Source organism: Stenotrophomonas sp. 112478_Sma (genome assembly GCF_056479905.1).
The window spans coordinates 4119347-4132636 of record NZ_CM151072.1 but is presented as its reverse complement, the minus strand read 5'-3'; the positions used below and the strand labels follow the sequence as shown (position 1 = coordinate 4132636).

Genomic DNA, 13290 nt, shown 5'->3' with positions numbered 1-13290 from the left:
GGGCATGGCCCGGCGTTACCTGCGCGTTCCGCAGAGCCGGACCCATGCTCGGCTGCACAGGGTCCATGCAGTCCTTCAGGCCGCGCGCGCCAGCGCATCGCCGCTCGCCGCGGGGGGCGACAGATCGAACACATCCACCGCGTCCATCAACCGGTCCGCCTGCTGCTCCAGGCTGCGCGCGGCGGCGCTGGCCTCTTCCACCAGCGCGGCATTCTGCTGGGTCGCGCCGTCCATCTGCACCACGGTCTGGTTGACCTGTTCGATGCCTGCACTCTGTTCCTGCGACGCGGCGGAGATCTCGGCCATGATGTCGGTCACGCGCTGCACCGAGGCGACGATCTCGGCCATGGTCATGCCCGCCTGGCGCACGCGTTGTGCGCCATCGGCCACCTGGTCCACCGAGGTATCGATCAGCGTCTTGATCTCCTTGGCCGCATTGGCTGAACGCTGCGCCAGCGTACGCACCTCACTGGCCACCACGGCGAAGCCCCGGCCCTGCTCACCGGCACGCGCAGCCTCCACCGCTGCGTTCAACGCCAGGATGTTGGTCTGGAAGGCGATGCCATCGATCACGCTGATGATGTCGGCGATCTGCCGCGAAGAGGCCTCGATCGCCCCCATCGTCGCCACCACCTGCGTGACCACCTCGCCCCCCTGCGAGGCAACCTCGTGCGAGCCGATCGCAAGCTGGTTGGCCTGGCGTGCGTGCTCGGCGTTCTGGCGCACGGTGGAGGTCAGTTCCTCCATCGATGCTGCCGTCTCCTCCAGGTTGGCAGCCTGCTGCTCGGTGCGGCGCGACAGGTCGTTGTTGCCGGCGGCGATCTCGGCGGCCGCGGCATGGATGCTGCCCGAAGTGTGCTTGATGTCGGTGACGATGGTGGCCAGCTGCGCCGCAGTCGTGTTGGCATCGCCAGCGATGCGGGCGAACACGCCCTGGAAGCTGCCGTGCATGCGCGCGCCAAGCCGGCCATCGGCAATCGCGCGCAGCATCGTTGAGACCTCGCCGAGATTCTGCTCGGTGGTCTGCATGAGCTGGTTCAGGCCCTCCACCATCGCGCGGAAGTCATGCTCGAAGCGCGCGCTGTCACCGCGCTGGCTGAAATCGCCGGCCGCAGCGGCGGCGGCAAGGCGGCGGATCTCGCCGTTGATGGTGCCAAGGTTGGCCTTGGCAGTATCCAGCGCTTCGGTGATGACGGCCTTCTCGCCTGGCAGGCGCTCCATGTCCTCGCTGAGATCGCCCACCGCATAGCGGCCCATGATCGTGATCGCGCGCATCTTCACCCGGATGTGCGCGTCGACCAGCGCGTTGCTGTCGGCCACCATGGTTCCGAATGCGCCAGGGAAGGCGCTGGCATCCATGCGATAGCTGATCGAGCCGGCGTCATGCGCCTTCGCCATTGCCGCCTGCGCCTCGAGCACGCCGCCCACCGTGGCCTGCACGGCCTGCATGGCCTGCGCCAGCCGGCCCACTTCATCGCGGCTGCGAACCTGCACGACGTGCTGCAGGTCGCCAGCGGCCACGGCGCGCGCAGCCGCCTCCACCGCCAGCACCGGTTGCACCACCGCGCGGCGCAGCCACCAGGCCAGGCCCATCAGCAGCAGCGCAGCGGCGACCACGGTCAGCACCGCGCACAGCAGCAGCATCTGCCTTGCCTGCTGCGCGCGCGTGGCCACCGCGGCCTCGGCCACCCGGGCGGCCTGCGTGCTCAGCGCGTCCAGCGATGCGGCCACCGCGCGGTCCTTGCCCCGCACCAGGGTATCGCCGGCAGTGGCATCGTAGCCGGCCGCAGCAAACGCCTGCAGGGCAGCGTGATAGTCCTTCTGCAGCTGCGCATGCAGGCCAGCGAAGGCGAGGGCGAGCTCGCGCGTACGCGAATCGGGGCTGCTGGCCAGCCCGCGTGCCAGTCCATCGACGATTCTGCCTTCGCTGTCGAATGCATCCAGATGACGCTGGCGCAGGACCGGATCGTGGCCCCGCAGCAGCACGTTCTTCCATTCCTGCACCTGGCCACGGAACTCGCGCTGCAGGCGTTCGGCATCGCGGCCATGGGCGACTTCGGCAGGCACCTCGGCAGACAGCTTCAGCCAGGCCGACGCCAGGCCGGCCAAGGCACACAGCAGGATGACGGCGAGGCCAAGGGATACGGCGCCGAGCAGCTTCGTCTGCAGTCGCGGCGCATGGGGAGAGGCATTCATGGGGCGAGATCTCGGAAGGGGGGCGATGCGGTATCGACCTGATCTCGCGTGCTCTGAAGTGCGATAAGGATCACATTATCGTTTCGTTCAACGAGGTGAAGGAAATGTTTCACAGGACAGATGTGTCCATATGGAACGAAACAGGACGCTCGACAGGGGATATAAATGTAACTATGGTTGTTACATGAAATCCTCGAACCCGCTTTCCGACGCGCTGCACGTGATGGCCCATCTGGTGGGCCAGCAGGGGCCGCGCACCTCCGAACAGCTGGCCATGTGCCTGCCGACCCATCCGGTGGTGATCCGCCGGCTGCTGGCACAGATGCACAAGGCCGGGTTGGTGCGCAGCACACGCGGGCACGGCGGTGGCAGCCAGCTGGCGCGCGATGCGACCCGCATCACGCTGCACGACATCTACCTGGCGGTCGGCGCACCGCCGCTGGTGCAGATCGGCACACGCGGCGCAGGTCGTGGCTGCCCGATCCAGCAACTGGTCGATTCGGCGCTGCTCGATGGCGCCCGCGAAGCGCAGCGATTGCTGGAACACCGCCTGCAGTCCACCACGCTCGACCAGCTCGGCGCGGAGTTCGCGCGCCACCTCGCCCATCACCGCACCCTGGAAGGACACCATGAATCCTGAAGTGATCATCGTCGGCGGCAGTTACGCCGGCATCGCCGCGGGCCTGATCCTGGCCCGCGCACGCCGCGCGGTCACCGTCATCGACGCCGGCCTGCCGCGCAACCGTGCGGCCAGCCATTCGCATGGCGTCCTCGGCCTGGACGGCATCAGTGGTGCCGAGCTGTTGAAGACGGCGCGCCAGCAGCTGCTGGACTATCCCAGCGTGCGCTGGATCCATGCCGAGGTCGCGCACGCCACCGCCAGCCCCGACGGTGTCGAGGTCCGCACCGCGGATGGCCAGGTGCTGGCCGCACGCAAGCTGCTGCTGGCCAGTGGCATCAGTGACCAGCTGCCGGACCTGCCCGGCCTGGCCGAGCGCTGGGGCAGCACCGTGCTGCATTGTCCCTACTGCCATGGCTACGAAGTCGGCGGCGGAGCGATCGGCGTGCTCGGCGGCCATCCGATGTCGGCCGGCAAGGCACCGCTGTTCGCCGACTGGGGCAATGTCACCTTCTTCAGCCAGGCGGGGGAGATCAGTGAGGAGGAACGCGTGGCCATGCAGCAGCGTGGCGTGCAGATCGAGATCTCGCCGGTGATTGCCGTGCAGGGCGACCAGCCGACCTGGCTGGAAGTGGAACTGGCCGATGGCCGCCGCATCGCCCAGCGCGCGCTGTTCGTTCCAGCCACCCAGGCGATGGCCACGCCGCTGGTGCAGCAGCTGGGCTGCGCGCTGGTCGAAAGCCCGCTCGGCGTGCTGATCGAGGTGGACGCGATGAAGCAGACCTCGGTGCCGAACGTGTACGCCGCAGGCGACGCGACCACGGTTGGCAATATCACCCTGGCCGCCGCCGAAGGGGTGCGTGCCGGGATCGGCGTGCATCAGGCGCTGGTCAGCGAAGACAGCATCGGGTGACGGAAAGGGCCGGATTCCGCTCTCTTGAACGACATGCGGCCCGCCCCATCAGCCTTTGACGCACAGCACCTGGCGCAGTGTGTGGACCACGTCCACCAGGTCGAGCTGGGCGGCCATCACATCGTCGATCGACTTGTACGCCGCCGGCGATTCATCCAGCACGCCGCTGTCCTTGCGGCATTCCACATGCGCGGTCGCCTCGCGGTGCTGGGCCAGGGTGATCCGCTCGCGTGCCGTGCCGCGGCTCATCACCCGGCCTGCGCCGTGGCTGCAGCTGTGGAAACTGTCTGCATTGCCCTTGCCACGCACGATGTAGCTGCGCGTGCCCATGCTGCCGGGGATGATGCCCAGCTCGCCCTGGCGTGCACTGACCGCACCCTTGCGGGTGACCAGCAGTTCCTGCCCGGCGTGCGTTTCCTTCTGCACGTAGTTGTGGTGGCAGTTGACGGCCATCGCCGCCAGCCGGAACGGCGGCAGCCGATGCCGCATCTCGGCCAGCACGCGCGCCATCATCGCCTCGCGATTGTGCCGCGCATAGTCCTGCGCCCAGGACACCGCTTCCACGTAGTCGTCGAACAGCGGCTCGCCTTCCATGAAGAAGGCCAGGTCCTTGTCAGGCAGATGGAAACCGAGCACGCGGCGCTCCAGCTCGCGACGCGCCTGCTCGATGAAGTACGTGCCGATCAGGTTGCCGGTGCCACGCGAGCCGCTGTGCAGCATTACCCACACGGCATCCGTTTCATCCAGGCACAGCTCGATGAAGTGGTTGCCACCTCCCAGCGTGCCCAGCTGGCGATCGAGCTTGTCGGTGCGGATCCGGCGATGCCTGTCCTTGATCTTCTCCAGGCCAGCGGCCAGGCCGGACTGCACCAGCCGCGTGTGGATGCTGTCGGGCATGCGCTGATGCTCGCCACCGCGACCGTTGCCGACCGGGATGCTGCGCTCGATGCTGTTGCGCAGCTGCCGCAGGTCATCGGGCAGGTCGTTGGCCTGCAGCGTCGTGCGCACCGCGGCCATGCCACAGCCGATGTCCACGCCCACCGCCGCCGGAATGATCGCCCCGCGGGTCGGGATCACCGAGCCGACGGTCGCGCCCTTTCCCAGGTGCACGTCCGGCATCACGGCCACCCAGGGCCCGACGAATGGAATGGCGGCGATGTTGCGCAGCTGCTCATGGGCCTGCGCTTCCAGCGGCACGCCGTTCACCCAGCCCTTGATCGGCGTGGTGCCCTCGGCATGCAGCCATTGATAGGTGTGTTGTGTATCCATGTTGCAATCCATCTCCATGATGGGCCGGCGGCGCGTCCCTGCGCCGCCCCAGCCCCCTACTTCATCGTCACCAGCTGCTTCAGCACGCCATCCAGGCCGCCGAACACGGTGAGCTTGTCGATCTTCTCGGTGACCTTCTCCAGCGCCTCCAGCTCCTTCAACCGCATCAGCACCGGGTTGTCCTCGATCAGCCTGGCGGTATTGAGCTGCGAGCGGGTGGCGTTGGCCTCCTCGCGGCGGCGGATCACGCTGGCCTGTGCCTGCTTCTCGGCCAGCACCACGCCGTTGAGGATCTCCTTCATCTCGCCCGGCAGGATCACGTCCTTGATGCCGACACCCAGCAGCTGCACACCGTGGCCCTCGATCGCGGCCCGCACGTGCGCGGCGATCTCACCGTCCAGCGCCACCTTCTCGCCCAGCAGCTCATCCAGGCTGCGCGTGGCGATCGCCTGGCGCAGGCCGAACTGCAGCTGCCGGTAGATGAACTCGTCGGCGTTGCTGAGCGTGCGGTGTGCACGCACCGGGTCGACCACCTGCACGGTCGCGGCCAGGTTCACCCGCAGGGTCACCTTGTCGCGGCTGAGCAGCTCCTGGCCGGACACGTCGAGCGAACGCGCGCGCAGTTCGACGCGCTCCACCGACACGTTGCCGTTGAAATTCCAGAACGCGTGCAGTCCGGCATCCAGGGTCTGTCGCAGCGTACCGTCGACGAACAGCAGGCCGACCGATTCGCTCGGCACGGTGCTGATCACCGCCACGCGCGGCAGTACGCCCAGCTGGCCCAGGCGCTGCTGCACGTCGGCCGGCACGCGCGGTTCGTCACCCAGGGCCATCACGCGCACCTCGGTGTCGACCGAACCCCGCCAGTAAAGATGGCGGCTGCCAGGCGGCAGGACATCGTCGATACGGCCATTGCGCAGCAGCAGACCCACCTGTGCAGCGCCGATATCGGCCAGCACGAAGTGTTCGTGCAGCTGTGCTCCCAGCGCGTCGATCAGGCTGTCCTGGTCGCTGCCGTTGTAGGCGCTGCCCTTCGATGCGTTGTGCACGGTCACCTGCGGCGAGCCGCCGAACCGCGACAGGCGGTGCACGCCCGGCAGCAGCACCTGCTGGAAACGACGGTTGCGATACACCAGGCCGCGCTCGCCGTCGCCGATCACGACCTTGATGGTCCAGAACATGGGAGTCTCTCCTTGTATGGCTCTGGTGGTTCGACCCGATGGAAATCCGTCGCCGTGACCCGGGCCGATCAGGTCGTGGCGAGGCGGCCTGCACACCCGTGCAGGCCGCGGAAGAGGGCGGCCACCGGTGGACGGTCCGCGCGCGGAGCCTTCGGTGCGCCGGCAGTACCGCCATGGGCGCCGCCGGCAGGCAGCACCGGGGTGGACCAGGGCGGGCAGTGACGGCGGACCGGGGCCCGGCGTGCGGTCCGTTGCTTCCACTTCTCCGCCCGAAGGCGATGTCCGTGGATGGCGACGATGGCCGCTGGGACGTGCGTCCCGGGTGTTGCTTCAAGTCATGACGTGACAGGTCATGTGGTTTGGAGTGGGAATTGAACCCACGACAGACGGACTCAGGATCCGTTGCTCTGACCAGGCTGAGCTATCCAGTTGGGAACCGCGCGGAATCGAACCGCGTGCCGGCGAACCGGCGCCTGCGACCAGCAGGCGATCCAGGCGAGGGCATGTCCGCGACCTCCGGCATACGCTACGGCAGCGCCGCGCGCACCAGCCCGCCATTGAAGCGGGACCGTTGGAAAATCGAGGGTGCAGGCCATCGACATTATCGGCGGGCGATAATGTTGTGAGGCGATGCAGATAAGGTCCGGGCACGGCCGCCCGCGCGAAGATAAACTCCGGCGTGCGGGTAATGGCCGATCAGTGGGCGGCGGAATGCCGCGCGGGGTGCAGTTCTGGCATCGCGGGTCCTTGTGCCGACGCAAACGAAAACGCCCCCGGGACATGCGTTCCGAGGGCGTCGTCAAGCCTCGGAGATCGGGGTGGCCGATCTCCGCAGGGCGGGTATCAGGCCGTTGTGGGCAGTGCTTCCTTGCCGGACGCGCGCGCCAGCACATCCATGCGCAGGCATGGCAGCAGTGTGGCGATGGCGGAGAAATGCGCGTTCAAGGGAAACATCCAGGCGGGTGTTGAAACGAGGTGCGCACGATAAACCACGATTTAGTCGTGCGCAACCATTTTGTTGAATTATTTTCTTCTGCCCGATGCCGGAGCCGGCCGGCGACCGGCCCCGGCCAATCTCAGCCTTCCGCGCTTGCCGCGTCCAGCTGCGCGACATCCTGCACGCTCAGCGATACATTCGCCGCGGCCAGCAGGTCGTGCAGCTGTTCGACGCTGGTGGCGCTGACGATCGGCGCGGTGATCGACGGCCGTGCGATCTGCCATGCCAGTGCGATCTGTGCCGGGCTGGCAGTGTGCTTGCTGGCCACGTCATCCAGCGCTTCCAGGATGCGCAGGCCGCGCGGGTTGAGGTAACGCTTCACCACGTTCTCGCCCCGCGCCGGGCTTTTGCCCGCATCGGCTGCCGTGCGGTACTTGCCGCTCAGGAAGCCGCTGGCCAGCGCGTAATAGCCGATCACGCCGATCTGTTCGCGCTGCACCAGCGGTTCCAGCGCGGTCTCGTAGCCGGCGCGGTCGTAGAGGTTGTACTCCGGCTGCAGGGTTTCGTAACGCGGCAGCTTGTAATCGGTGGATACCTTCAGCGCATCGGCCAGGCGGGTGGCGCTGTAGTTGGAGGCACCGATGGCGCGCACCTTGCCGGCTTCGATCAGGCGACCGAACGCGGCCAGCGTGGCTTCCAGCGGTGTCGACTCGTCATCCTCGTGGGCCTGGTACAGATCGATCACATCGGTCTGCAGGCGACGCAGCGAGTCTTCCACCGCCGCATTGATGTTGTCCGGGGTCAGCCCAGGGCGTTCGGCCCATTTGCCGACCTTGGTCGCCAGCACCACCTTCTCGCGCTTGCCGCTGCGGGCGAACCACCTGCCGATCAGCGTCTCCGATTCGCCGCCCACATTGCCGGGCACCCAGGCCGAGTACACGTCGGCGGTGTCGACCAGGTTGAAGCCGGCGTCGACGAAGGCATCAAGCAGGGCGAAGCTGGCCTTCTCGTCGGCGCTCCAGCCGAACACGTTGCCTCCGAAGGCGAGCGGACGTACATGCAGGCCGGAACGGCCCAGTTCACGGGTTGCCGTCATGGGCACGGTCTCCTTGGGGGAAGTGCTCCAGAATAGAACGCGTTGTGTTACCGCGCTGCGGCGCTGACCACAAAACAGTGTTCCGCGACGGGCACGCGGCTAACGATTTGTGAACACCTGGCGCGCGGTGACTGCTAGTCTCGCCGCATCATTCCGCTGGAGTCGCCCCGATGATGCCTGCTTCGTCCCTGCGTGGTTGCCGCCTGTTGCTTGCTTCCGCCCTGCTTGCCGCCATGCCCGCGTACGCTGCGCCGACCTTGGTGGCGCCGGCGCAGATCCAGGTATCGCCCGCCATCGACGCTGCGGTGAAGGCGTCGACCCGCGATCCGGCCAACGTCAAGCGTGATGGCTACCGTAATCCGGCACAGTCGCTGGCCTTCTTCTCGGTGGCACCGGAGAAGACCGTCATCGAAATCACTCCGGGCAACGGTTGGTATTCGGAAATCCTCGCGCCGCTGCTGCATGACAAGGGCCGGTACGTGGCAGCCGTGGTCGACCCGATGGCGGTGGCAGAAGGTCGTGGCCGCGACTACCAGCAGCGCAGCCGCGATGGCCTGGAAAAGAAGTTCGCCGGTGCGCCGGCACAGTTCGGCAAAGCAGTCGTGGTCGCCTACGATCCGGCCAAGCCGGTGTTCGGACCGGCCAACTCGGCCGATGTGGTGCTGACCTTCCGCAACGTGCACAACTGGCGCAAGGCCGGCCAGGCGCAGGGCATGTTCCAGGGCTTCTTCAACGTGCTCACGCCGGGCGGCGTGCTGGGCGTGGTGGAGCACCGCGCCAAGGCCGATGTGGCCGACGATGATGACACTGGTTATGTCGGCCAGCAGCAGGTGATCGCCTTGGCCGAGGCCGCCGGCTTCAGGTTGGATGCGCGCAGCGAGATCAATGCCAACCCGCGCGACACCAAGGATCATCCCAACGGCGTGTGGACCCTGCCGCCGACCAACCAGCATGACAAGGCCGACGCCGCGAAGTACCAGGCCATCGGCGAAAGCGATCGCATGACTCTGCGCTTCATCAAGCCCTGAGGCGAAGCCTCGCAGCCGCAAGCGGCAATGGACACACGTGTATCCGCCGGGCCTGGCCCGGCGCGACAGTCAAAGGAGTGAGCGGTTGAAGAAGATCCTGTACATCGTGATCGCAGTACTGGTGCTGGTACGCCTGTTCGACTTCGCCTTCCATGGCGGCAATACCTATGACCTGCTGGGCGCGGTGGGGTTCGCGGTGCTGTTGATCGGCATCCTGCAGGATGAACGCGCGCGCCGTGCGAGCCCGCCATTGGCGTCCCAGCGGCGGCGGGCGGCGATCGCATCGGCCTGTGGCATTGCGCTGGTGCTTGTTTCGTTCCTGCTGAAGTGGAAGGTCTTCGGCTGAGGCGCCCGTGATCGCGATGGCAGCGCCGGGATGGGACAATGCCGCATCCACCGCCTGCCGTGCCTGCGATGCTGATTGCCTTCAACAAGCCGTTCAATGTGCTGTGCCAGTTCACCGATCGCAGCGTCCCGCCGCGCCCGACCCTGGCGGGGTTCGGCCTGCCGCCGCGTGTCTATGCGGCCGGCCGGCTGGATCATGACAGCGAAGGCCTGCTGCTGCTGACCGACAACGGTCCCTTGGCGCACAGGTTGACCGACCCGAAGCACAAGGCCGACAAGACCTACTGGGTGCAGGTGGAAGGCACGCCTGGCGAGGAACAGCTGCAGCGCCTGCGCAGCGGCGTGATCCTCAATGATGGGCCGACCCTGCCGGCGAAGGTCGAACGGCTCGATCCCGCGCCGGAGCTGTGGACGCGCGATCCGCCCGTGCGTTTCCGCAAGACCGTTGCCGATACCTGGCTGGCGATCACGATCCGCGAAGGGCGCAACCGCCAGGTACGGCGGATGACCGCCGCCGTGAACCTGCCCACCCTGCGCCTGGTGCGGGTGGCAATGGGTCCTTACCGGCTGGATGATCTGCGCCCCGGACAGTGGCGGCAGATCGGCTGAAACGAAATGGGCCGGAGATCACCCACAAGCGATCTCCGGCCCGGATGCAGCCGCCTGCCTCAGGCGTCGCTGCCGATATCGCTGTGCTCGTCGACCACGGTGTCGTTGCGGCGGTCGCGGGCACTGATGCGCTGCGCCTGGCCATCAACGACCTGACCATTGGCCGCCTTCTTCTTCTGCTGCTTGCGATACAGGGCATAGCCGAGCAGACCCACACCCACTGCCGCGGCGGCGATGGTCACTGCCGGATTGCGGCGGGCGAACTTGGTGGCAACCTTGCCACCGGTCTTCACTGCGCCCAGTGCCGCTCCCGTCTTGATCCAGTCGCTGGCCTGCGGGCCCAGATGGCGCAGGCTGCCGCCGGCACTCTTCAGGCCGTCGCCCGCGGTGTGGGCCAGGTCCAGGGCGCGCTCCAGGGCGCGGTCGGTAATCACGGTCAGTCTGCTCATGCGGGGGTCCTTTGCCTCGGGTCGAAGTCCAGTGTGGCGCGTTGCCCGTAAACGGTATGTCAGTCGGGCAGTCACACGGCGTGACTCTACGCGCTCCATTCAGGATCAGGCAGGATTGCTATGTTCCCCGTGGTTTGGCCCGGTGGGTGGCGGTGGCCGTCCACGGGTCGTCCGGCCAGGGATGGCGGGGATAGCGGCCCTTCATCTCTTTCTTCACCTCGGCATAGGTGTTTTCCCAGAAGTTGCGCAGGTCCTGGGTGACCTGCAGCGGACGACCGCCGGGTGACAGCAGGTGCAGGGTCAATGGCACGCGCCCATCGGCGATGCGGGGGGTGTCTGCCAGTCCGAACAACTCCTGCAGCTTCACGGCCAGCACCGGTGGCAGCGGTTCGCCGGACTCGCTGTCCAGTGCATAGGTGATGGGCCGCTCCAGCCCGGAGGGCACAGTGATGCGGGTTGGCACATGCCGCTCCACGAGCTGCCGCTGTGACCATGCCAGGGGCGACTTCAGCGCTTCTGCGAAGCTGGCTTCGTCCAGCGCATCGAGGCGGCTCTTGCCGGCAAACGCAGGCTGCAGCCACTGCGCGCGGGTGGCGAGCAGCGCGGCATTGCTGCAGTCGGGCAGCTCCAGCTCGGGCATCCAGCGACGCAGCGACTCCACCCGTGCCTGCCATTGGCGCAGGGCCTCGGTCCACGGCAGTGCCTGCAGGCCGAGCTCGGCAACAGCCTCGGTCAAGGCGCCGGCCGCGTGTTCCGGGTCGACCCGGCCCGCCGAGCGACTGTCCAGCACGATGCGATCGAAGCGGGTTTCGCGCAGTGCGACCAGCGCACGCCGTTCGCCGTCCCAGCGCACCGTGTCGGTGGTGACGAAGCGCTGCGGGTAGATCCTGCGCAGATGGTCCTCATCGACCGGCGCGGCGCGCAGCAGAAGCGCATCGCGGGCCTCGAAACGCAGTTCGCTGGCGACCAGCCACGGTTCGCCACGCAGATCGCTCAGTTCATGCAGGCGCGCGCTGCGCCCGTTGGCGAGCAGGTAGCGCAGCGGATCGCCCGGATGCTGGAAGCCGATGCGATCGGGAAAAGCGTGCGCCAGCAGATCGCCCAGCGCGTGCGCTTCGATGCTGGCAGGGGGCGCGGCATCGCAGCGCAGCCGACGCCGCCACTGGCGCGCGGCGGCATCAATGGCAGCCAGTCCACCACGACTGGCATCGGCCGGCGCGCGGCCAGCACGGAACGCGGCCAGCGCGCGCCAGCGTGCCGCCAGTGCATCGCCGCCCTGGCGCAGGGGGTCGCGTGCTTCCAGCAGCGCCGCCAGATCGGCCGCCAGCGCCTGTGCGTGCGGGTCAGGGGCGGCGAGCAGCATCGCGGCCATGCGTGGATGGGTACCCAGCGCCAGCACGCGTCGGCCCAAGGCGGTGATCGCGCCCGACTCCGACAACGCGCCCAGGCGGTGCAGCAGCTCGCGCGCCGCACCCATCGGTCCGCTTGGGGGCGGATCGAGAAAGCGCAGGTCGCTGCTGCCCCACGCCGCCAGCTCCAGCGCCAGTCCTGCCAGTTCGACCTGGTCGATCTCGGCACGCCGCTGAGGCTCCAGCCGCTGCGACTGCGGCCACAGGCGCCAGGCCACGCCCTCGGCCACGCGGCCGGCACGACCGGCACGCTGGTCGGCCGAGGCCTGCGCAATGGCCAGCACGTCCAGGCGGGTGAAGCCGCTGTTCGGGTCATAGCGGGGCTCGCGTGCCAGGCCGCTGTCGATCACCACGCGCACGCCGGGCAGGGTCACCGAGGATTCGGCCACGTTGGTGGCCAGCACCACGCGGCGGCGGCCCTCATCTGCGGGTTGCAGCACGCGCGCCTGCTGTTCCACCGGCAGTTCGCCATGCAGTGCCAGGACCTCGGTGTTGCCGCCGATCGATTCCTGCAGACCGGCCTGCACGCGGGCGATCTCCCGCTGGCCAGGCAGGAACACCAGCACGTCGCCCGGGTGCTCGACCAGCGCCTGCTGCACTGCGCGGCGGACCTGCAGTTCCAGCGATTCTTCGCGACGCGCCGGGAAGTGGCTGACGGTCACGGGGTAGCTGCGGCCCTCGCTGCTCAAGCGGGGTGCGTCGAGGAAGCGTGCCAGCCGCTCGCCATCCAGGGTCGCCGACATGACCACCAGCCGCAGGTCGTGGCGCAGCTGTGCCTGTACGTCCAGCGCCAGTGCCAATCCCAGGTCGCCGCTGAGGTGGCGCTCATGGAACTCGTCGAACAGGATCGCGCCCACCTGTTCCAGCAACGGGTCGTCCTGCAGCATGCGGGTCAGGATGCCTTCGGTCACCACCTCGATGCGGGTGCGCGCGGACACCCGGTTCTCGAAGCGGATGCGGTAGCCGACGGTATCGCCGACCTCCTCGCCGAGCTGCCTTGCCATGAACATCGCTGCGCTGCGCGCGGCCACCCGGCGCGGCTCCAGCAGGATGATCCTGCGGCCCTGCAGCCACGGTGCATCGAGCAGCGCCAGCGGTACCTGGGTGGTCTTGCCGGCGCCCGGTGGTGCCTCCAGCACGAGCCGTGGCTGTGCGGCCAGATGCTGCTGGATCTGCGGCAGCAGCGGAGAAATGGGGAAGTGCGGGGCGTTCATGCGCAAAGGATAAGGGGCCACGCTG

11 protein-coding genes and 1 tRNA gene are annotated in these 13290 nt (G+C 67.8%); 5 read left to right on the top strand and 7 right to left on the bottom strand.

The genetic code is table 11. The features are described from left to right. Nucleotides 1-75: 75 nt before the first annotated feature. Nucleotides 76-2196, bottom strand: coding sequence for a methyl-accepting chemotaxis protein (locus ACZK08_RS18815; protein WP_065181436.1), 2121 nt, complete (start codon nucleotides 2194-2196; stop codon nucleotides 76-78). A gap of 184 nt (nucleotides 2197-2380) precedes the next feature. On the opposite strand from ACZK08_RS18815, the gene ACZK08_RS18810 reads away from it, so the two are divergent. Together ACZK08_RS18810 and ACZK08_RS18805 are read left to right on the top strand one after the other, a co-directional pair. Further along, a complete protein-coding gene (locus ACZK08_RS18810) occupies nucleotides 2381-2836 on the top strand; it encodes an Rrf2 family transcriptional regulator (protein WP_065181437.1) in 456 nt (151 codons plus the stop codon). Beyond that, a complete protein-coding gene (locus tag ACZK08_RS18805; protein ID WP_065181438.1) occupies nucleotides 2826-3728 on the top strand; it encodes an NAD(P)/FAD-dependent oxidoreductase in 903 nt (300 codons plus the stop codon). Before ACZK08_RS18810 ends, ACZK08_RS18805 begins: the two co-directional genes overlap by 11 nt. A 48-nt stretch (nucleotides 3729-3776) precedes the next feature. Here the strand turns inward: ACZK08_RS18805 and ACZK08_RS18800 are convergent, their stop codons facing one another. The 4 genes from ACZK08_RS18800 to ACZK08_RS18785 form a co-directional block, all read right to left on the bottom strand. Then, complete coding sequence (locus tag ACZK08_RS18800) at nucleotides 3777-4997, bottom strand: RtcB family protein (protein WP_065181439.1); 1221 nt, start codon at nucleotides 4995-4997, stop codon at nucleotides 3777-3779. A 56-nt stretch (nucleotides 4998-5053) separates the two neighbouring features. Further along, nucleotides 5054-6178 carry a slipin family protein gene (locus tag ACZK08_RS18795; RefSeq protein ID WP_065181440.1) on the bottom strand — a complete coding sequence of 375 codons (1125 nt, stop codon included), beginning with the start codon at nucleotides 6176-6178 and terminating at the stop codon, nucleotides 5054-5056. A gap of 355 nt (nucleotides 6179-6533) precedes the next feature. Next, nucleotides 6534-6607 (bottom strand) — tRNA-Gln (locus ACZK08_RS18790). A 647-nt stretch (nucleotides 6608-7254) separates the two neighbouring features. Continuing rightward, nucleotides 7255-8211: an aldo/keto reductase gene (locus ACZK08_RS18785; protein ID WP_053518125.1), complete on the bottom strand. Its 957-nt coding sequence runs from the start codon at nucleotides 8209-8211 to the stop codon at nucleotides 7255-7257. Between the two features lie 170 nt (nucleotides 8212-8381). Between ACZK08_RS18785 and ACZK08_RS18780 the strand changes: the two genes are divergently transcribed. The 3 genes from ACZK08_RS18780 to ACZK08_RS18770 all read left to right on the top strand — a co-directional run bounded on the left by ACZK08_RS18780 (nucleotide 8382) and on the right by ACZK08_RS18770 (nucleotide 10193). Next, on the top strand, nucleotides 8382-9239 hold the full coding sequence (locus ACZK08_RS18780) for a class I SAM-dependent methyltransferase (RefSeq protein WP_065181441.1): 858 nt from the start codon (nucleotides 8382-8384) through the stop codon (nucleotides 9237-9239). 85 nt (nucleotides 9240-9324) lie between these two features. After that, nucleotides 9325-9585, top strand: a complete 261-nt coding sequence (locus tag ACZK08_RS18775) for a hypothetical protein (protein ID WP_065181442.1) — start codon at nucleotides 9325-9327, stop codon at nucleotides 9583-9585. Between the two features lie 68 nt (nucleotides 9586-9653). Next, entirely contained in the window at nucleotides 9654-10193 is a 540-nt protein-coding gene (locus tag ACZK08_RS18770) for a pseudouridine synthase (protein ID WP_065174511.1), read from the top strand. A gap of 59 nt (nucleotides 10194-10252) precedes the next feature. On the opposite strand, the gene ACZK08_RS18765 is transcribed toward ACZK08_RS18770, so the two are convergent. After that, nucleotides 10253-10642, bottom strand: a complete 390-nt coding sequence (locus ACZK08_RS18765) for a hypothetical protein (protein ID WP_065174291.1) — start codon at nucleotides 10640-10642, stop codon at nucleotides 10253-10255. Nucleotides 10643-10760: 118 nt separating this feature from the next. After that, the gene (hrpB, locus tag ACZK08_RS18760) at nucleotides 10761-13265 is read right to left on the bottom strand and encodes an ATP-dependent helicase HrpB (protein WP_065181618.1); all 2505 of its coding nucleotides are present in this window, start codon (nucleotides 13263-13265) and stop codon (nucleotides 10761-10763) included. Nucleotides 13266-13290: the final 25 nt, after the last annotated feature.